Source organism: Paenibacillus sp. A14 (genome assembly GCF_036864815.1).
Taxonomy (GTDB): domain Bacteria; phylum Bacillota; class Bacilli; order Paenibacillales; family Paenibacillaceae; genus Fontibacillus; species Fontibacillus sanfengchensis.
Genome location: NZ_JBAGJD010000002.1, coordinates 149,396 through 168,893 on the forward strand (window position 1 = coordinate 149,396; position 19,498 = coordinate 168,893).

Annotated in this window: 20 protein-coding genes; all 20 read right to left on the bottom strand. The window is 50.6% G+C overall.

What is annotated here, in order from left to right; translation table 11 throughout:
* Nucleotides 1–355 precede the first annotated feature (355 nt).
* Entirely contained in the window at nucleotides 356–1,696 is a 1,341-nt protein-coding gene (gene murA, locus V4U88_RS05110; RefSeq protein WP_334072189.1) for a UDP-N-acetylglucosamine 1-carboxyvinyltransferase, read from the bottom strand.
* Nucleotides 1,697–1,948: 252 nt separating this feature from the next.
* A complete protein-coding gene (locus tag V4U88_RS05115) occupies nucleotides 1,949–2,200 on the bottom strand; it encodes a DUF1146 family protein (RefSeq protein ID WP_334072190.1) in 252 nt (83 codons plus the stop codon).
* A 423-nt stretch (nucleotides 2,201–2,623) separates the two neighbouring features.
* Nucleotides 2,624–3,034 (bottom strand): F0F1 ATP synthase subunit epsilon, encoded by a 411-nt coding sequence (locus V4U88_RS05120; RefSeq protein WP_334072191.1) that lies wholly within the window; start codon nucleotides 3,032–3,034, stop codon nucleotides 2,624–2,626.
* Nucleotides 3,035–3,094: 60 nt separating this feature from the next.
* A complete protein-coding gene (gene atpD / locus V4U88_RS05125) occupies nucleotides 3,095–4,495 on the bottom strand; it encodes a F0F1 ATP synthase subunit beta (protein ID WP_334072192.1) in 1,401 nt (466 codons plus the stop codon).
* 210 nt (nucleotides 4,496–4,705) lie between these two features.
* Nucleotides 4,706–5,569, bottom strand: coding sequence for an ATP synthase F1 subunit gamma (gene atpG / locus V4U88_RS05130; RefSeq protein WP_334072193.1), 864 nt, complete (start codon nucleotides 5,567–5,569; stop codon nucleotides 4,706–4,708).
* A gap of 172 nt (nucleotides 5,570–5,741) precedes the next feature.
* A complete protein-coding gene (gene atpA / locus V4U88_RS05135) occupies nucleotides 5,742–7,256 on the bottom strand; it encodes a F0F1 ATP synthase subunit alpha (RefSeq protein WP_334072194.1) in 1,515 nt (504 codons plus the stop codon).
* A gap of 15 nt (nucleotides 7,257–7,271) precedes the next feature.
* Nucleotides 7,272–7,820, bottom strand: a complete 549-nt coding sequence (locus tag V4U88_RS05140; protein WP_334072195.1) for a F0F1 ATP synthase subunit delta — start codon at nucleotides 7,818–7,820, stop codon at nucleotides 7,272–7,274.
* The gene (atpF, locus tag V4U88_RS05145; protein ID WP_334072196.1) at nucleotides 7,817–8,305 is read right to left on the bottom strand and encodes a F0F1 ATP synthase subunit B; all 489 of its coding nucleotides are present in this window, start codon (nucleotides 8,303–8,305) and stop codon (nucleotides 7,817–7,819) included. The genes V4U88_RS05140 and atpF overlap by 4 nt, the downstream gene beginning before the upstream one ends.
* Before the next feature lie 109 nt (nucleotides 8,306–8,414).
* On the bottom strand, nucleotides 8,415–8,639 hold the full coding sequence (atpE, locus tag V4U88_RS05150; RefSeq protein ID WP_148452992.1) for a F0F1 ATP synthase subunit C: 225 nt from the start codon (nucleotides 8,637–8,639) through the stop codon (nucleotides 8,415–8,417).
* 78 nt (nucleotides 8,640–8,717) lie between these two features.
* Nucleotides 8,718–9,536: a F0F1 ATP synthase subunit A gene (gene atpB, locus V4U88_RS05155; RefSeq protein ID WP_334072197.1), complete on the bottom strand. Its 819-nt coding sequence runs from the start codon at nucleotides 9,534–9,536 to the stop codon at nucleotides 8,718–8,720.
* 32 nt (nucleotides 9,537–9,568) lie between these two features.
* Nucleotides 9,569–9,946, bottom strand: a complete 378-nt coding sequence (locus V4U88_RS05160; protein WP_334072198.1) for an ATP synthase subunit I — start codon at nucleotides 9,944–9,946, stop codon at nucleotides 9,569–9,571.
* Nucleotides 9,939–10,181 (bottom strand): AtpZ/AtpI family protein, encoded by a 243-nt coding sequence (locus V4U88_RS05165; protein WP_334072199.1) that lies wholly within the window; start codon nucleotides 10,179–10,181, stop codon nucleotides 9,939–9,941. Before V4U88_RS05165 ends, V4U88_RS05160 begins: the two co-directional genes overlap by 8 nt.
* Before the next feature lie 180 nt (nucleotides 10,182–10,361).
* Nucleotides 10,362–11,516: a non-hydrolyzing UDP-N-acetylglucosamine 2-epimerase gene (wecB, locus tag V4U88_RS05170; protein WP_334072200.1), complete on the bottom strand. Its 1,155-nt coding sequence runs from the start codon at nucleotides 11,514–11,516 to the stop codon at nucleotides 10,362–10,364.
* A 27-nt stretch (nucleotides 11,517–11,543) separates the two neighbouring features.
* Complete coding sequence (gene upp / locus V4U88_RS05175; RefSeq protein WP_334072201.1) at nucleotides 11,544–12,173, bottom strand: uracil phosphoribosyltransferase; 630 nt, start codon at nucleotides 12,171–12,173, stop codon at nucleotides 11,544–11,546.
* A gap of 281 nt (nucleotides 12,174–12,454) precedes the next feature.
* The gene (locus V4U88_RS05180) at nucleotides 12,455–13,336 is read right to left on the bottom strand and encodes an ROK family protein (RefSeq protein WP_334072202.1); all 882 of its coding nucleotides are present in this window, start codon (nucleotides 13,334–13,336) and stop codon (nucleotides 12,455–12,457) included.
* 137 nt (nucleotides 13,337–13,473) lie between these two features.
* A complete protein-coding gene (locus V4U88_RS05185; RefSeq protein ID WP_334072203.1) occupies nucleotides 13,474–14,667 on the bottom strand; it encodes a cysteine desulfurase family protein in 1,194 nt (397 codons plus the stop codon).
* A 4-nt stretch (nucleotides 14,668–14,671) separates the two neighbouring features.
* Nucleotides 14,672–15,127, bottom strand: coding sequence for a peroxiredoxin family protein (locus V4U88_RS05190; RefSeq protein ID WP_334072204.1), 456 nt, complete (start codon nucleotides 15,125–15,127; stop codon nucleotides 14,672–14,674).
* Nucleotides 15,120–16,043: a TlpA family protein disulfide reductase gene (locus V4U88_RS05195; protein WP_334072205.1), complete on the bottom strand. Its 924-nt coding sequence runs from the start codon at nucleotides 16,041–16,043 to the stop codon at nucleotides 15,120–15,122. The genes V4U88_RS05190 and V4U88_RS05195 overlap by 8 nt, the downstream gene beginning before the upstream one ends.
* Entirely contained in the window at nucleotides 16,040–17,833 is a 1,794-nt protein-coding gene (locus tag V4U88_RS05200; protein WP_334072206.1) for an ABC transporter ATP-binding protein, read from the bottom strand. Before V4U88_RS05200 ends, V4U88_RS05195 begins: the two co-directional genes overlap by 4 nt.
* Nucleotides 17,834–17,923: 90 nt before the next feature.
* Complete coding sequence (locus tag V4U88_RS05205) at nucleotides 17,924–19,207, bottom strand: ABC transporter substrate-binding protein (protein ID WP_334072207.1); 1,284 nt, start codon at nucleotides 19,205–19,207, stop codon at nucleotides 17,924–17,926.
* Between the last annotated feature and the right edge of the window lie 291 nt (nucleotides 19,208–19,498).

The window sequence follows — 19,498 nt, forward strand, 5'->3', positions numbered from 1 at the left end:
CGCCCCCTGTAATGTAGGGCTTGTTGAATCGATGTGCAAACCGCACCGTCGGCGAAAAATAGCCGCTATTTCTCTCTAATAGGCGACCTTCCATTTCTAATGGACAGAATAGCGGCTATTCCTGCAAATTCGCGGGTTCCTTGCCCGGATTACAGCAATAGCCGCTACTAGGTCCGTTAGGACACAGTAACCGATCCTTTTTGCCGAAATAACTGCTATGGCGTCCGTTACTGCCAAGGCCAGCGTGCGGCTAGGTACTTCCCCTCGCTTCCGTGGCTTTGCCACACAGCAAAAAAGACCACGCAAGAAGCGTGGTCGGGTTTTCTAAACTTATAAAATCATACGTTTCGCGAGATCAAGCCCAGGTTGGCTGGACTTTGAAAAGCGGCAGCTCCTCTTGTACGGGGACTGTTGTTTTCTCGACTGCGGCATCCTTGCTTTCCGTGATCCGCCAAATATCGGCGCCCAGCCCGGACAATTTCTCGGCCAAGTGAACATAACCACGGTCGATATGATGCGTTCCGCTTACTTCCGTTGTCCCGTCGGCCACCAGACCCGCGATAATCAAAGCGGCTCCGGCCCGCAGATCGGTTGCGCACACCTTGGCTCCGCTAAGCTTGGCTCCGCCAGTGACGATCGCGCTGCGTCCTTCTACCTTAATCTCCGCGTTCATGAGGCGGAACTGATCCACATGCATAAAGCGGTTCTCAAAAACCGTTTCGGTCACTACGCTGGTTCCTTCAGAAACCAGCAGCAGCGCCATCATCTGCGATTGCATATCCGTCGGAAATCCCGGATACGGCAAAGTTTTGACATCTACCGCCTTCAAAGGCTTATCCGCCATAACACGTACGCCATTTTCCTGGATCTCCACGCTCACACCCATTTCTTCGAGCTTCGAGATGATGGGTCCCAAGTGATCGGCGATCGCTCCCTCCACGAACACGTTGCCGCCGGTTGCCGCGGCCGCGATCATGAAAGTTCCCGCTTCAACACGATCCGGAATCACAGTGTGCTCCACACCATGAAGCTTCTCGACGCCTTCGATCCGAATCACGCCGGTACCGGCTCCCCGTACGACGGCGCCCATGCCGTTCAAATAATTGGCCAGGTCCACAATTTCCGGTTCCTTGGCGGCATTTTCAATCACTGTAGTGCCTTCGGCCAATGTTGCGGCCATCATAATATTCTCCGTTGCGCCGACACTGGCTACGTCCAAATAAATTTTAGCCCCACGGAGTCTGCCTTGAGATCTGGCTTCAATAAAACCCTGCCCCAGGTTAATTTCCGCGCCCATGGCCTCAAATCCTTTGAGATGCTGGTCGATCGGCCTTGTACCAATGGCGCAGCCTCCCGGCAATGAAATTCTGGTGTATCCCGTTCTGGTCAGCAAAGGGCCCATGACGAGAAAAGACGCCCGCATTTTCCGTACCCATTCGTACGGCGCTTCACAGGAAGCGATAGTTTGCGCATCGACCGTAATCACTTCACGGTCATATGTAACGGTCGCTCCTAGCGATTCCAATACTTTATTTATAGTCATCACATCATCCAAAGGAGGGGCATCGCGTATAATACTTACGCCTTCCTCGCCCAGCAAGGATGCTGCAATGATTGGCAGCACTGAATTTTTAGCTCCGCTAACTTTAACGTTCCCGGCCAAAACATTGCCACCGCGGACGATAAATTTGCTCATCTTGGTTCCCTCCGCGCGTTCATTTTCACCATTTTCCCTAAATTTCATCATATCATCGGTCATTTGAGGCGCACAAGGCTCTAAACCTGTCGAAAAGACGAGTTTTTCCGAGAAAACGGCACTGTCTTCTAGCCAGGAACGTCTAAACGAACTGTAGTCCTTATTCACCATTGTTGACACAATGTTTTGATGTTATTCGACAATCTCCCTCGTCCCTACAGTCTAACACACATATAACCAATGACTTAGGAATCAAAACATATAGCGCAGCATTTGCGTGTAGCCCCAGTACTCCAGCACGAAAGAAGCGACGAACCTTCCTAATACAACGGCAAGCAGCAGTTGAAGCAGTTTGCCTTGCGGCCCCTTCGGTTGCCGGATGAATAAATCGAGCTTGAGGTTTTGCAGCGCCCACCAAGACAGGGCCACACATGCCAGCGATACGAGTATGGCCGTCAAGCCATTCACCCCGACCGATACGGGGACGGACTCGACCGGATTCATAAAGAACTCCCTCCTGTCACGTTATATTTATGCCGCAGTGACCTGATCGGTTAATATAACTCCCCTAATATATCGGATAACGCCTAATAAATTTATAGACCTATATATCATACTTGGCCACGTGATAATAATCCAGTATTTCTTTTGCTTGCAAAGGTTTCCAAATTCATCTATTCTTCTGAAAATTGAATTTTTGGAAGCCTCCGGAAGATAGCGGCTTATATTTTAGAGGAAAGACACGCTTTCAATTGGGATTTGCTGCTAAACCGTACAGCTTTGAGACGTCTTAATGATAATATGGTCAATCCAGGGGAGGGCAATTCCTGAACCCGCGAATTTATGCCCTAGCTCCATCCGTCCGGTTTCATCGGAAATCCCTCATAAAAAAAAGCCGGGCACCCTCCGGTGCCCGACTCCAACTCGCTACTCTTTCGAACGGCTCGAAACATTGATCCGCGTTACCGCGCGCTGCAGCGCCAACTCCGCCCGGCGGCGGTCGATGGCATCCTGCGTGCTGGCGGACAACCGGCGTTCCGCACGTTCTCTCGCCGCAATGGCGCGTTCCACGTCGATCTCTTCCGGCAGCTCCGCGCTCTCCGCCAAAACAATCGTTTTGTCGCTCTGGACCTCAACAAAGCCTCCATGCACCGCAATGTTCTTCGTTTTTCCTGCGGCTTTCACGACAATCGTGGCTACCTGCAAAGGGGTAACAAAGGGGATATGCCCCGGCAAAATCCCCAATTCCCCTTCCAATCCGCGGACCGTCAGGCTCTCGACCTGTTCGGAGAATACGACATGCTCCGGTGTGACGATTTCCAATAAAAAGGTACTCACTTTCATCCCTCCTGTTTCGTGGGACGTTCATTTCTGAAGCATCCGCGTTAACGGTGCGTATTAGAGATTTTTCGCTTTTTCCACAGCTTCTTCAATCGGACCGACGAAGAGGAAGGCTGCTTCAGGAAGATTGTCGTGCTTGCCGTCCAAAATTTCCTTAAAGCTACGTACGGTTTCAGCGATCGGCACATACTTCCCTTTAAGGCCGGTGAACTGTTCAGCAACGTTAAATGGCTGCGAAAGGAAGCGTTCGACCTTCCGGGCACGGGCTACAAGCAGCTTGTCATCCTCGGACAATTCGTCCATGCCCAGGATGGCGATAATATCCTGCAGCTCTTTGTAACGAGCCAAAAGTTGCTTAACGCCTTGCGCTACATTGTAATGTTCTTCGCCGACGATTTCCGGAGTCAGAATCCGGGAGCTGGAAGCCAGCGGATCCACGGCAGGGAAGATCCCTTTCTCGGAAATTTTACGCTCCAGGTTCGTCGTTGCGTCCAAGTGGGCAAACGTCGTTGCAGGAGCCGGGTCCGTATAGTCATCCGCAGGCACGTAAATCGCCTGGATCGATGTAACCGAACCTTTTTTGGTCGACGTAATCCGTTCCTGAAGCTGGCCCATTTCGGTCGCAAGCGTAGGCTGATAACCTACCGCAGAAGGCATCCGGCCGAGCAAGGCCGAAACTTCGGAACCCGCTTGCGTGAAACGGAAAATGTTATCGATAAAGAGCAGCACGTCGCGGCCTTCCTGATCGCGGAAGTACTCAGCCATCGTCAAACCGGTCAATGCGACACGCAAACGCGCGCCTGGAGGTTCGTTCATTTGTCCGAACACCATCGCCGTTTTTTCAATAACGCCGGATTCCGTCATTTCCATATAAAGGTCATTACCTTCGCGGGTACGTTCCCCTACGCCGGCAAATACCGAAATACCGCCATGTTCATGGGCGATGTTACGGATCAATTCCTGAATCGTTACGGTTTTACCTACGCCCGCACCGCCGAACAAACCGATTTTACCGCCCTTGGCATAGGGAGCCAGCAGGTCGATAACCTTAATCCCGGTTTCCAGGATTTCGGCTTGTGTCGACAAATCCTCGAATTTCGGCGGCTCGCGGTGGATCGGATTACGCAGAACCCCGTCAATTTGACCTTTGTTGTCAATGGTGTCCCCAAGCACGTTGAAAACCCGGCTAAGCGTGACCTCACCTACAGGAACGGAGATCGGAGCACCCAAGTCCTCGGCTTCCGTACCGCGCACCAAACCGTCCGTCGACGACATCGCGATACAACGGACCAGGTTGTCGCCCAGATGGTTGGACGCTTCCAGAATCAGATCGCCTTTCCCATCCTCCGCGTTTTGATTCATAATTCTGATGGCGTTAAAGATTTCCGGCAGTTGACCGCGGTCAAACTCGATATCAACAACCGGACCCATTACGCTAACAACGCGTCCTTTGTTCATTTTTTTCGTTCCCTCCTAAAAGTTTTGCGGGGCACATGAAAAAGTTCACAACAAAACTACTCGGAAGTTCATCCCTGAGCTTTGCCCATCCGCAAACTGTATTCAAACCGTATAAGGCCGTGAAAGATCCTTGAAGCCTGCCTATCCAATAAGGGAAGAAGTTCTGCTTCAAGGAATCTCGCGGCTTGTTGCTACCAGAACCGAGCGTAATTAGCCTTGCGCGTTCGCGCCTGCCACAATTTCCGTGATCTCCTGGGTAATTGCCGCTTGACGCGCGCGGTTGTACGTCAGGGTAAGCTCGTTGATAATCTTCGTGGCATTTTTCGTCGCACTGCCCATCGCCGTCATTTTCGCAGCAAGCTCACTCGCTTTGCCTTCCAGAAGAGCGCTGAAAATCAGTGTTTCCGCATATTTCGGCAGCAGCACTTCCAGAACGGCTTCCGGCGATGGCTCGTATTCCACCTCAGCCTTGACTTCATGGTTTTGTTCCACTTTGTCGAATGGAAGCAGTCGGTCCACGGTCGGCCTTTGGGTGATCGCATTGATAAACCGGCTGTAGCAGAGATAGACCTCATCATACTGTTCAAGCTCAAAGCCCTGAACCGCCGCATAAGCCAACGCTTTAATGTCGGCGAATTTAGGCGTATCAGACAAATCGGTGACCGATTCGACCACCGGAAGTTCCCGGCGGTTCAAATAATCGCGGCCTTTCCGCCCGATCACAAACAAACCGTACTCCTCCTTGGAAGCATGTTTGCTCTTGATCTCATCCATGACGGTACGAAGCAAGTTCGCATTGTAACCCCCAACCAGTCCGCCGTCGGATGTGATCACGATGTAGGCCGTACGCTTAATCTCCCGCGAAACAAGCATCGGGTGAGAGACGCCGTCCGAGCCGGACGCAATGCTGGTCACGACTTCTTTCAACTTCTCAACATACGGGCGTGATGCCTGCGCTTTTTCCTGAGCTTTTCTCAGTTTGGCCGAAGCCACCATTTCCATCGCTTTCGTGATTTGACGGGTATTCTGAATGCTCTTGATCTGGCGTTTTATTTCGCGAATCCCTTTTGCCATGATTTCACCACCTTCAAGTTTTGGCGAAGCCAAAACTACTTCGTAAGCATAAGCTTAACTTTGGCGAAGCCAAAGTTACTTCGTAAGCATTAACTTAAGTTTTGGCGAAGCCAAAACATAATCACAAACCGGCGTTCCGGCAAATCGCCAGGGCCGGTTTATGCGTTATTTATTATACGGAAGCCGCAAAGCCCTTCTTGAACTTCTCGATAACTTCCTTCAATTTCGCTTCATTATCGGCCGTCAGGTCTTTCGTATCGCGGATCGATTGCAGCACCTCGCCATGCTGATTCTTCGCGAACGACAGGAACTCCGCTTCAAAGCGGCGCACATCGCCAAGCGCGATGTCATCCAGATAACCTTTGACTGCCGTGTATAGGCTGATGACTTGCTCCTCTACCGGAAGCGGTTGGTTAACGCCTTGCTTCAGAATTTCCATCATCCGGGAACCGCGGGTCAGACGCGCTTGCGTCGATTTATCGAGGTCGGAGCCGAATTGGGAGAACGCTTGAAGCTCACGGTATTGGGCAAGGTCGAGACGGAGCGTACCGGCTACCTTCTTCATCGCCTTGATTTGGGCGGAGCCCCCTACCCGGGATACGGAAATACCGACGTTGACCGCCGGACGCTGACCGGAATAGAACAGGTCGGACTCCAGGAAGATTTGACCGTCCGTAATGGAAATTACATTGGTCGGAATATATGCGGATACGTCGGACGCTTGCGTTTCGATAAACGGAAGCGCGGTAATCGACCCGCCGCCGAGTTCATCGCTCAGCTTCGCTGCACGTTCCAAGAGACGGGAGTGCAGATAGAAGACGTCACCCGGATAAGCTTCGCGGCCCGGAGGACGACGGAGCAGCAAGGACAATTCGCGGTAAGCTGCCGCTTGCTTGGACAAGTCATCATAAATAATCAGAACGTGCTCGCCTTTGTACATGAAGTACTCGGCCATAGCTACCCCGGCATAAGGCGCGATGTACAGGAGCGGAGACGGTTCCGAAGCGGAAGCCGTAACCACAATCGTGTAGTCGAGCGCACCGTGACGACGGAGCGTTTCCACCACGTTGACAACCGTGGATTGCTTTTGCCCGATAGCGACATAAATACATTTTACGCCGTTGCCCTTTTGGTTGATGATCGTATCGAGGGCAATCGCCGTTTTACCGGTTTGACGGTCACCGATGATAAGCTCACGTTGGCCGCGGCCAATCGGAACCATCGAGTCGATCGCCTTGATCCCGGTTTGCATCGGCTCATGTACCGATTTCCGCTCAATAACGCCTGGGGCATTATTTTCAACGGGACGGAATTCCGTGGTCTCAATCGGACCTTTACCGTCAACCGGTTGACCGAGCGGGTTGACAACGCGGCCCAGCAGAGCCTCGCCTACCGGAACCTGCATAATTTGCCCCGTACGTTTCACTTGATCGCCTTCGCGAATTTCGCTGTATGGCCCCAGAATAACGACACCGACATTGCTTTCTTCCAGGTTCAAAGCAAGACCAAACACGCCATTCTCAAACTCAAGCAGTTCGTTAGCCATGGCGTTCTCAAGTCCGTGGACACGGGCGATACCGTCGCCTACTTGAATAACGGTGCCAACCTCGGCCACTTCAATTTCCGATTTATATTGTTCAATCTGACTCTTAATCAGTGAACTGATCTCTTCAGGTCTGATACTCAAGTGTTTCACCCCTATCTACAGTGCTTGTCTTCGAAAAGACTTCTCAAGCCGTTCCAGCTTGCCGGCCAAACTTCCATCGTACAGCGTGTCGCCGATTCTGACTTTCATGCCACCGAGCAAGTCTTTATCGATCACGTTTTCAATCCGGATCTTCTTCTTGACGAGCTGGCCGAATTCGGCTTCCACTTGCTGCTTCTCTTCTTCGTTTAACGGATACGTGGTATAAACCGTAGCGTTAGCCATACCCAAAGCCTCGCCGGAAATTTGAATGTACCCTTCCAGCAGCTCGGGAAGCAGTTCGGTTCTTCCGCGCTCCACCAAAAGCTTCATTAAAGATACCACCGGTTTGGACAATTTGTCTTCAATCGCCCGGGAAATCAATTCCCACTTGGTCTCCGACGAAATATTGGGAGAAGCGATAAATCTCTCAATCTCGTCACCGGATTTAAAAGAAGACGTCAGCGCCTTAAGCTCATTCTCCACTTCCAGCGTGCGGCCTTCCTGCGCGGCGATCTCATACAGCGCCTTGGCGTAACGTTTGGCGGCTACGATCTCGCGGCTCATGAGCGGCCACCGACCTCTTTAAGATACTGGTCAACCAGTTCGCCCTGCACCTTTTCCTCGCTGACTTCTTTCTCGATCAGCTTGGAAGCGATCTTGACGGACACGGCGCCCACTTCGCTGCGGAGCTGCTCGACCGCTCTGTTCTTCTCGCTTTGGATATCGCGAACCGCTTCGTCTTTCAAACGCTCCGCTTCTTCCTTGGCCTGCTGCAACAACTGTGCGGCTTGCTTGCTGCTCGTTTGCTTCGATTGCTCGATAATCTCATAGGCTTCCTTGCGCGCTTCCTGAAGAGCCGATTTCTGTTCTTCCACGTAAGTAGCAGCCTGTTCGCGGGTCTGTGCAGCTTCGTTAAGCTGCTGCTGCACCAATTCCCGGCGTTTCTCCATCACGGAGAAGAGCGGACCGAAAGCGTATTTATTCAGCAAAAAGTATAAAATCCCGATCGCGATCAGCGCGATGACGGTGTTTTCCCATACGAAATTCAATCAAAGTCACTCCTTTCCGAAGCCCATCCGTTATGTCTTTCCGCCCATGGGGCTAAAAAGAAGGCGCGGACGGCTGTGGCCTTCCCCGCCAGTTCTTTTTCAAATTCAATTAAGCCTTACCAAAGAACATGAATGCCAAGACCACGCCGATGATCGGAAGTACTTCGATCAGACCTACGCCGATAAACATTGTAGTTTGCAGAGTGGATTTAGCTTCTGGCTGACGAGCCATGCCTTCCACCGTTTTGCTGATAACCATACCGTTACCCAGCGCTGCGCCGAATGCGCCCAATCCTGCTACGATAGCTGCTGCCAATAATGCCATTGCTCCCATTTGTATATCCTCCTTAAAATTTAAAATCAAATTTTATGTTCAATCAGGGTGAAAATTGCTTCACGCCTTAAGTTGAAGCTAATGCTCGTCGTGAGTTTCAAGATTTTGCGAGATGTATACCATCATCAAGATGACAAAGACGAAAGCCTGAATCGCGCCGACGAAAATACTGAAACCATCCCAAACCATCAGCAGCGGCACCGAGAAAATCGCCCCCACAGCGCTCGCTTTCGCAAGGGTCATAATGGTGGAAATCAACACCTCGCCCGCGAAAATATTCGCAAAGAGACGGACACCGTGCGTGACCAGCTTGGAGAGCTGTTCAATCAGGTTTATCGGTAAAAATAACGGGTAAGGCTGGACGTAGTGTTTCAAGTAATTCTTCGTGTTCTTAAACAGACCCAACCCGTGGGAAAGCAAAAACACGAGCAACGCCAATCCCATCGTCACGCTAACGTCGGCAGTCGGTGATTTCCACCAGGCCACCTCGGCGTGAGCTTCCTCGCCCGGATGCTGCTCATGCTGCTCATGCAAAACTTCCGTGACGGAGATAATCTCCTTTCCGAAAATTTTGGCTTTATCGGCGTCATGATACTCGGTGACAAACCCGAACACAAGGCCGAGCATGTTCGCGACGAAGATGAACATTATCATCGTCATGGCGAGGGAAAGAAACGGCTTGCCTTTCTTCCAGTCCATGGTGCTTGAGATCATGTTCCGGACAAATTCCGCCGCCCACTCCAGGAAATTCTGGAGTTTGCCTGGATTCTCCACCGACAGATTCCGGGTAGCCAGCTTGGCGACGATAAAGACGATCGCGCAGGTGACCACCAACATAATGACGATGGACAGATCCAGACGAAAGCCGCCCAGATCAATAATCGGAGCTTCATGCATATTCTCTCACCCCCATTCTCAAGTTGAATGCCCTACTCTGGCTTACGAGAAAATCGGATACCTATAAACAACAAATAGAATTGTGCAAAGACCAGGCCTCCGGCAACCGCATACATATTTAAAATTTGAGGGTTTTTTATCGCGGCAAAAACCGCAAGAATCGCCAGAGCCGCCCGAGTCAGAAAACCTAAGTTCAGTCGTTTGGAGCCGCCGTTCAACGCCGCCTCCGACACCTGCCGTACCTTTCGGCCCAGGTAAACCGCGTTGATCGAGCTCACGGCCGAGCCAAGCGCGACTCCGAGAAAAATGCTTTGATATTTCGGCAGCAAAGCGCCTCCGAGAAAACAGAGCATCAGGAAGACCAGGGTTCCGACTGTCAAAGCACGCTGGTATTTCGACAGTTCATCCATCTTTTCCCCCCATGACCGACTTGATCAGAGAGATAATGCCCAAGATTCCCACGGCCAGACCGACAAGGACGCCCAGGCCGATACCCAGACCATTTCCAAACCATTGCCGATCCATCCAGGATCCCAAGTAGTATCCTCCAACAGCGCATACTGCAAGGTTTGCTCCCAGCGCCGTCACCAAGGCGACAGCCTTCCAGGGGCCGCCTTTACTGTCAGGTTTTGTCGGATCACCCATTCCATCACCCTAATAATCCCAATTTATTTTACTAATTGTGAAGAGTTTTTGTCAATTGAGGTTTTTTAGTGATTTAAAGTTGCGAAATGTTAAATTCGACCTTGTCTTCCTGATGTAGCAGCACACACCGTACAGTAATACTGTATACTTTTTCGCGCCTGGGAGCAAAACCTATTTTGCTTACTTTGTGAATTTTCTGTGAAATTGCTCTGGACGATCGCTTAAAACCCCAAAATGGTGACGAATCGCATTGACAATTCGTTCCGATGCCTTGCCATCGCCGTACGGGTTCGCGGCCCGACTCATGGATTCATACAGCTCACGATCGGTGAGCAACGCCTTTGTCCGCTCATATACCATCTCCTCATCCGTGCCGACCAGTTCCAACGTACCCGCTTCGATCCCTTCGGGACGTTCCGTCGTATCGCGGAGCACAAGGACAGGAACGCCAAAAGACGGCGCTTCTTCCTGCAAACCGCCGGAGTCCGTCAAAATGAGGTGGGTTTTCGGATAGAAGTTATGCAAGTCCACCACATCCAAGGGCTCAATGAGTTTAATACGAGGATGATTGCCCAAAGTTTCAAATGCCGGCTCTTTCACCGCAGGGCTGGGATGCACAGGGTAAACGATAGCGATATCCTCAAATTCGTCCGCGATTCGTTTCACGGCCCGGAAAATGTTTCTATGCGGCTCGCCCTGCGACTCCCGCCGATGTGCGGTCATAAGAATAAGCCGCTTCCCCGCGGCCCATTCCAGCACGGAATTGTTATAGCTTGGCTGTACAGTATATTGAAACACATCCGTAACTGTATTGCCTGTGATATATATGCTTGACTCCGGTTTATTTTCCTTCCTTAAATTCCCGGCGGACCAATCCGTCGGCGCAAAATGCAAATCCGCCAGAACCCCGGTCAATTGCCGGTTCATCTCCTCCGGATACGGAGAAAGTTTGTTCCAGGTACGCAGCCCGGCCTCCACATGCCCGATTTTGATCTGCTGGAGGAACGCCGCATAGCTGGCCAAAAATGTCGTCAATGTGTCGCCGTGCACAAGCACGATATCCGGTTTTGCCTCGCGGAGAACCTTTTCGAGCCCCTCCAGGACGCGAAGCGTAATCTCGTTCAGACTTTGGTTCGGCTTCATCACGTCAAGATCATAGTCCGGAACGATGCGGAACACGTCCAGCACCTGATCGAGCATTTCCCGATGCTGCGCCGTTACGCAGACCACCGATTCGATATCCTCGGGGTGTTTTTGCAGCTCCAGAATCAGCGGAGCCATTTTTATCGCTTCCGGCCTTACGCCGAAAATCGTCATCACTTTGATTTTAGACATGGCGGTCCCCTTCCTTAGCTACGACTCTTATTTCGTTCCGTACAACCGGTCGCCGGCATCCCCCAGCCCTGGAATGATGTACCCGTGTTCATCCAACCGCTCGTCCAGCGCGGCCACATAAATGTCCACGTCCGGGTGAGCGTCCTGTACCGCTTTTACGCCTTCCGGGGCCGCGATCAGATTCATCATTTTAATCTGCGTACAACCGCGCTTCTTCAACGCCTCGATCGCCGCAATCGCCGAGCCCCCCGTAGCCAACATAGGGTCGATGACAATCAGTTCGCGTTCCTGCACGTCGGTCGGCAGCTTCACGTAATATTCGACCGGCTGCAGCGTCTGCGGATCGCGGAACAGGCCGACATGGCCCACCTTAGCTGCAGGAAGTAGCTTCAAAACGCCGTCAAGCATCCCCAGCCCCGCGCGTAAAATAGGAATGAGTCCCAGCATGCGGCCCGAAATGACACGCGATTCGGCTTCAGCCACCGGCGTCTGTACTTTAATCGATTCGAGCGGGATTTCTCTCGTAATTTCATAGGCCATCAGCGTGGCCACCTCATCCACCAATTCGCGAAAATCCTTCGTGTTCGTGCGCATATCGCGGATAAATGTCAGTTTGTGTTGAATCAAGGGGTGATCGCATATCACCAGTTTTCCCATGGTTTGTCCCTCCGGTTTTATTGCTAAGTCTTCACTTGCGGCCACGTTCTCATTCTCGAATGCTCCACAAATCTCGTTTATTATATCACTGTCTTTTTGCGAATGCCATGAACCGGATGAACCTGTCGTACAAGCTTCTTCATGCTGGTTACATAACAACGCTACTATACTGTATGATGCAAATTAAAGAGCAACAAAAAAGGCCCCGCTAGTCGTATTCCGTCTAACGAAGCCTTCCTATAGATGCGTTTGCCTTACCCTCCAGCCTTCGGCGCCGGAAGTCAGCTCCGCAAAGCCGCCTCCGCCAAAGCCAAGGCGCCTGCAAGCCCGGCGTTATCGCCTAGTCCCGGTGGGACGATATATTCGCCGATGTTCTCCCGCAAGCTCGCGTGCTGGATGTACCCATTCAGCAGGGTTTGAAGCTTGCCGGCAATCAGCGGGAAGAGCTGGCTCTGCTTCATCACTCCGCCGCCCATGATAATCTTTTGCGGGGAAAGGATCAGAATATAGTTCATCAAGGCTTGTGCCAGGTAATAGGCCTCCATATCCCATGCCGGATGTTCCGGCGGCAGTTCGGCCCCGTTATTTACGCCCCAGCGCTTCACAACCGCCGGTCCGGAAGCCAAGCCTTCCAGGCAGTCCCCGTGGTAGGGACAGGTGCCTTGGTAGGTGTCCTCCGGATGGCGTCGCAGAAGAATATGCCCCATCTCCGGGTGAGACAGCCCGTGAATCAATCCGCCGTCCAGCGCGGCTCCCGCCCCGATGCCGGTCCCGACCGTGATGTACAAACAGTTGTCCAGGCCCCGGGCCGCTCCCCAACGCAATTCCCCGAGCGCCGCCCCGTTGACGTCCGTGTCGAAACCGATCTTGCAGCCTTTGGCTGCTTGCATGGTCCCCACGATACTATAGTGGCTCCAGTGCGGCTTCGGAGTGGTCGTAATATGACCATAGGTCGGACTTCCCTGAATAGGATCGATCGGGCCGAACGAGCCAATGCCGATCGCCTCTACCTGCTTGTCCCGAAAATAATCGAGTACCCGCCCCATCGTCTCTTCCGGTGTCGTGGTCGGAAAACTGACGCGTTCCAGAATGGTACCGTCCTCATGACCGATCCCGCATACGAATTTGGTCCCGCCGGCTTCAATAGCCCCAAGTAGTTTCAATGTTATGCCAACCTCCCGTAATTTTACCCGAAAGTCAGATATGACTAACGTTTAACACATCAGTATTTGCTTGAGATTATACCATGTTATCGAAGGGATTGGCAGCATCTTGATTCATGCAGCAACTAGGAGATAATTCAGCGGTTTGCCTGTTGCTCCTTCAGCAGATCGAATTTATTTGTCAATTTCAACTGACGAACGGTTTGTTCAATGGAAGCAACCAAATATTTGACATCCGCGAGCTTGACGTCCTCATGCAAACTGAGTCTGATGCCGCTGGAAGAAATCGTTTCATCCTGCGTCATGGCCATCAGCACCCGACTTTGTTTGGCTTTTGACGAGCAGGCGGATTGTGAGGAGACTATGATTCCCCGTTTGCCCAGCATACTAATCATCATCGCTGAAGTCACGCCTTTTCTCGCATACGAGAAATTGATGATATGCGGGGAAGAAAAGGGAGGCTCCGGGCTATTTATGATCAGCTCAGGAATTGCCGACAGTCCGGCATATACCAGATCATGCAGCAAAGCCAGATACTCGGCCTTTTTCTCCCGTTCCTCCAATGCCGCCGCGATGGCTTCGGCGAGCCCCAACACCGCGGGAACATTGGTCGTTCCCGGTCTCACGCCCTGTTCCTGCCCCCCGCCGTACATGAGCGGCTCAAGTTCGATATGTTCTTTGGCCATAAGCAGCCCGATGCCTTTGGGTCCCCCGATTTTATGGCCCGACAAGGTATAGAGGTCGATATGTTCAAGTTCCACCGGCGTTTTGCCAAACCCCTGTACGCCATCTACGTGAAACAGAACATGAGGCATTGATCGGAGTAACCCCGCGATTTCGGCAACGGGCTGTACGGTCCCTGTTTCATTGTTCACATGCATCACGCTCACAAGGATGGTGTTGGCTTGCAGTGACTCCTTCACGGAAGCGGGATCAACGATCCCTTTGCGGTTGACGGGAAGAAACGACACCTCAACCCCTTGCTCTGCCAGTTGCTTACCGCATTGGTATACGGATGAATGTTCAATTTCGGAGATCATAAGATGGGGAGTTCGCCCCGTCTTCTTCATCCAGGCACGAATCACGCCCAAAATCGCAAGGTTATTGCTCTCCGTGGCCCCGGATGTAAATATAATTTCCTGAGGTTGGACTTGAAGCAGCCGCGCTATCTGCTCCCTGGACTCTTCCACCCGAAGACTGGCCTTAAACCCCATTTCATGCACGGATGACGGATTGGCATAACAATGTTGGGCGGAATCCAGCATGGTCTGAATCACCCGAGGATGCAGAGGCGTGGAAGCGCAGTAGTCAAAATATAAAGGGTTCATCATGTCATCATCTCATCCCATCCTTTATTAAGGTACTTATGAGGCTGCCCCCTCCACGTGTTCCAGCCAGCTCAAGCAATTCACGCGAAGTATAGACCGTTCCTTTACTGCAAACCCGCTGATGCTCATCGACAACGAGACCAAAAGGAAAGGTGCGGATGAGAAAGTCCTTTTCCATTTGCTCCGGAGAGAGGGATAAGATCGGCCACTTCCACTGAAGAAATTCGGCCAACTCCTTATGATCTTCATCGCTCCCCGTAGAAAAAAGAATAAAGCGGACAGAAGGCCGGTGTATTTGCTGAAGTTCGGGCACCAGCTCCAGGCATCGGATGCAGTGCATGGAAATAAACAGCAGCACCTTTCTGCCCGGGATGGAGTGCATACTCAAAGTTTTGCCGCTCTGATCCACGTACTCTAAATTGGGGATGAAACTGCCGATTGCCAGACCGTGGTCACTAATCATGCTCCCGCCCTCCTTGCTCAACAGCCATGGCCAACCATATATCAAGCTCCTCCGCATCCTTTAGGGATCCCCTTGATAAGATACGGCCTTCAGCGGAGAGAACGTACAGATACGGAAAAACCAACGTTCTGAATGTTCCTCTTAGGCCCGGATCATATAGAAAAAACGGGAGCGATATGCGATTTTCTTCCATAAGCATTTTCACCTTAACCTCCTCGCCCTGTATGTAGAGGACTATCCGCATATCGGTCCATTTTTCAACAAGCAAATGGATTTTGGAGAAAATGTCCAGGCACGACAAGCAGTCGACAGATAAAAAAAGAACGACGGCCCCCTCCCCCGCTCCCTCTTGAGCATGACCCGCACGCGATAGAGCATCCGGGAACATACTGCCTACAGGCAGTCCCTGATTGCGTCTCGGCCAAACCGGAGAGGACGGCTCCAAGCAATCCTCCAACTGCCCGGGATCGGTCAACTCGTCGACTCGTTCAATTCTTCCCTCTGCACTTACTGTTACGATGGTGGGGACACGTTGAATTCCAAACATCGCTACGACCTTGGTTGACCTGAAAATAGGGAAGTCGTACGATATATCCTCCAAATCGGCGTTTGAGTAAGGCTCGGGATCCCCTTTTATAACCAGACAATGCTTATTTCGGGGGGAGTGATCAAGACGTTTTAGCACTTCAATACACGAGGCGCAGCTATCGCTTAAAAAAATCAATTTCGTGATCCGGCCGGGAAACGTCTCTGACCTCACCTTCCTTCCCATCTGGTCTCTCCCCTTAAATAAAGGAAGAAAATCGCCGTCATTTCCGCCCCGGGGGAGCTTCCCTTCCGTGAGGGCCGTATTGGAGGACCCCTTGGCTCTTGAGGAAACAAACAGCGTTTTTAATGAATCCAGTGTTTTTTTCACGCGATCACTCCCTTCATGTCATACCATTGGGACTGGGCCTTGTACATGCGCGCATACTCCCCTTGGCGCTGAAGCAGTTGCAAATGTGTCCCCTGTTCGACCAGACGTCCGTCTTTCAGCACCAGAATCAGATCCGCATGGCGGCAACTTCCCAGCCGATGGGAGATCATAATACTCGTTTTCCCTTCGACCAATTCGGAAAATCGTTCAAACAAGGCGGCCTCGGCAATCGGGTCTAATGCGGAAGTGGGCTCGTCATATATAACAAGCTCGGCATCCGTGTTAAAGAAGGAGCGGCTTAACGCCACCCTTTGCCATTGCCCTTGGGACAATTCTTTGCCCCCTTCATATTCGTAGCCAAGGAGCGTTTCATATCCATGCGGAAGCGAGCGGGAGATCGAATCCACTCCAGTCTTGACTGCCGCAATCTCCAACCGTTCTTGATCCTCCAGCGCTGTAATCTGTCCGAATCCGATATTTTCTTTCAATGTTAATTGATATTGCATAAAGTCTTGGAAAACGGCACTGATCGGCTTGCATTCGTCATCCGCGGAAATCTCCTTGCCGTTCCAGAGGACCCTTCCGTATTGAGGCTTGTATAGGCCAAGCAGGCATTTGGCTAAAGTACTCTTTCCCGCCCCGTTATGTCCGACAATAGCCACCCGCTGTCCGGGCTTGATGTGAAACCCGACATCCGTCAAAGCCGGCATCCGCTGATTGGGATAGGCGAAGCTTAGCCCCGCTACCACAAGACCCTCTTTTACCGCTTCATGGGGTTCTGACGATAACTCCGGCAACCCCGTGCACGCATCCGGCTTTTTATCCGGAAGGTGCAGAAATTGGATCAGTTCGCTGGTAAACAGAGCGTTTTCGTAAATGCCCGACAAATTGGCGGCGATCAGCATCACGCTGTCCTTCGCTGTCGTCACGGTCTGGATCATTGCCACAAAAAAACCGATCGTAAGGCCGCCCGTATAACTCATTAAAAGGACAATCACGGTAGAAAGCGCCGTAAACGCATAAGAGAAAAACTCGGAGAAACCGCCGAGCCATTGGCCCGACTTCTCTAACGCAGCCTTTTCTTTCGCATTTCTCCAATACAACTTTCCCCATTGGTCGATGATGTAAGGATACAATCTGAACAGCTTCATTTCTTTGGCGGACTCCCTGCCGGTCATTAAACCCATGAAATAATGGACTTTACGGCTTGAAGGCGTCTGAGCGATCATCTGCTTGTATCTTTTTTGGCCCAGCTTCATATTGATCAGGAAGGAAGGGATAATCAAACACAGTACGCCTGCGGACAGCAGTCCATGAAACCCGGCCAGAACCGCAAGCAGTGAAGTTAACGTAATGAGGCTTTGCAACACCAGAAAAAAATGATCCAACACAGATAGCCCGCGATAAGCAAGTCCTTGAGTGACTCTCTGCAGGCGGTCGTAGTATTCGGACTGCTCGAAGTAAATATAGTCCAACCTCGAGCATTTTTCGGCGATCTCCCGGTCCAATCGAAACTGCGCTTTTTGTTTAATTACCAGAAGAAGCATATGAGCAAGCGACCTTAAGCCCAGAGCAGTCAGAAAAAACAAGGCCTGCCAACCTATCGTCGTCAGCGCGGGCAGCAGCATTTCCTTATTCCCTTGAAACAATAAGGCAGCTTGCTCCACCAGCCGTTGGGTCAGATAAATTTGAACGGCCGGCTGCAAAGCCTCCACAATACGAGTGACCATCATCACGGCCAATCGGACAGGAGCCGACTTCCATATAAACGGAACGATCTCGAATAACAATCCTCGAAGGACTCCTTTATGGTTCACTTCGGCTACACTCTTTCTTCTTAGTTTGCATCTAGGCGTTAGCCCGAATCATTCTAAGGTAAGCTACTTCCGGTCCAATAATCGCTGTCCCCGCTCCTGCATGGAAGCCATCGCTTCGTCTAAAGTTTTAGCACCGACCATTGCCGCTTTACCTTCAGAATTAATGATCCCTTCCAATCCTCCAAAAAAACCTTTCGGGAACAAATCGGAATTGATATTTTGAGAGTTCATCACAGGTTTCAAATTATAGAAAGCATCCATCCGTTTGCCTTCCGGATTATAAATGTAGTCGGTTCGCGAAGATGGAACAATTCCTGTTGTTCTTGATTTTGCCTTAGCTACTTCTCTACTATTGACAAATTTAACCAATTCCCAAGCAGCCTGTTTTTGCTCGGACTCGGCACTCACTGAGAAAATACCGAATAAATTGAAGTACGGAGATGTATCACGACTTACCTCATTCACCGGGGCGGAAGCCAAATCCCAATTCAAATGAAAATCAGCTCCTTTTTCCGTTTTCGCCCAATTAATATTATTATTTATGTAGTAATAGTAATCGAAGGTCATCGCACTCGATCCTTTGATAAAGGGATCGTATACTTCAAACAAGTCGATGTCCGGCAAAGAAATTGCCCGAGATTCATAAGCTTTCAGAATCATTTCAAAAATTTTCCTGTATGACTCAGTGTTAAGCGTTACCTTCATATCCTTGTCATTGACCTTGGTTACATGTTCGCTTCGTGCAATTTCTTCTGATAATGTGTAAAAATTTCTTATATATAGCCCACTTATGCCATCCTCTTCAGGAAAACGTTCAGCTAACTGAAAAACATCCTTCCAAGTCATCTGATCTTGCGGATAGGGAATGCCGTATTTATCAAATAAATCCTTATTATAATAAAGGGCCTTACTCTGAAAATGGGGAGAAAGTCCATACAGTTTCCCATTTCCCAAATGCCTTAAGTAATTAATAACTTCCGGATGAAACCCTTTAAGATCAAAAGCATCCTGATTAAGCAAGGCATCGAGATCGTACAACCTGTCATCCGCAAGATATTGTTCAAATTCCTGGGGAGAAAGGCTGAAAACATCCGGCTTTTCATCTTCAATGATTTTTTTATAATTGTTAGAGTTATAGTTAATAACCTTTAATTCTATATTGGGATATTTCGCGTTAAACATATCTCCGAAATCCTTCATCACGTTCGCTTCACTATTAATCGTCATGATCTTTAACGTAGCTTTCATCTTTGGATCGCCTTCGTATTGGAGGATTTCTCGGTTAGGCGAACATGCGCTCAGAAAAATGAACATAACACCAAGTATCATCAGAAATTTGTTTTTCAAAATAGCCCCCCCTGTATCCAATACTTGAAAAGTACGGGTACTTAGAATAAGCCGGGAGTCTGCCGTTATGTTTTAACGGCAGACTTAAACTTGTTAACTTAGCAATCAGAGCATCTGCACGTAGAGCAACCACTCGAATAGTAGAAACACAATTGCTTACCTGAAGTAGAAGAACACATACTGGACGACTGACAATATTGATACAAATAAGCTCCAGAACACATATTTTTTTCACCTCCTTTCAATAGATTTTTTTATAGTTAAGGCTGAAACCGCCTTAGCTAACTTAGT

Bases quoted from the DNA above. Each gene is read 5' to 3' on its own strand.
- murA (WP_334072189.1), bottom strand. From the start codon at position 1,696: ATGAGCAAATTTATCGTCCGCGGTGGCAATGTTTTGGCCGGGAACGTT.
- V4U88_RS05115 (WP_334072190.1), bottom strand. From the start codon at position 2,200: ATGAATCCGGTCGAGTCCGTCCCCGTATCGGTCGGGGTGAATGGCTTG.
- atpD (WP_334072192.1), bottom strand. From the start codon at position 4,495: ATGAACAAAGGACGCGTTGTTAGCGTAATGGGTCCGGTTGTTGATATC.
- atpG (WP_334072193.1), bottom strand. From the start codon at position 5,569: ATGGCAAAAGGGATTCGCGAAATAAAACGCCAGATCAAGAGCATTCAG.
- V4U88_RS05140 (WP_334072195.1), bottom strand. From the start codon at position 7,820: ATGAGCCGCGAGATCGTAGCCGCCAAACGTTACGCCAAGGCGCTGTAT.
- atpE (WP_148452992.1), bottom strand. From the start codon at position 8,639: ATGGGAGCAATGGCATTATTGGCAGCAGCTATCGTAGCAGGATTGGGC.
- atpB (WP_334072197.1), bottom strand. From the start codon at position 9,536: ATGCATGAAGCTCCGATTATTGATCTGGGCGGCTTTCGTCTGGATCTG.
- V4U88_RS05160 (WP_334072198.1), bottom strand. From the start codon at position 9,946: ATGGATGAACTGTCGAAATACCAGCGTGCTTTGACAGTCGGAACCCTG.
- V4U88_RS05165 (WP_334072199.1), bottom strand. From the start codon at position 10,181: ATGGGTGATCCGACAAAACCTGACAGTAAAGGCGGCCCCTGGAAGGCT.
- wecB (WP_334072200.1), bottom strand. From the start codon at position 11,516: ATGTCTAAAATCAAAGTGATGACGATTTTCGGCGTAAGGCCGGAAGCG.
- upp (WP_334072201.1), bottom strand. From the start codon at position 12,173: ATGGGAAAACTGGTGATATGCGATCACCCCTTGATTCAACACAAACTG.
- V4U88_RS05185 (WP_334072203.1), bottom strand. From the start codon at position 14,667: ATGATGAACCCTTTATATTTTGACTACTGCGCTTCCACGCCTCTGCAT.
- V4U88_RS05190 (WP_334072204.1), bottom strand. From the start codon at position 15,127: ATGATTAGTGACCACGGTCTGGCAATCGGCAGTTTCATCCCCAATTTA.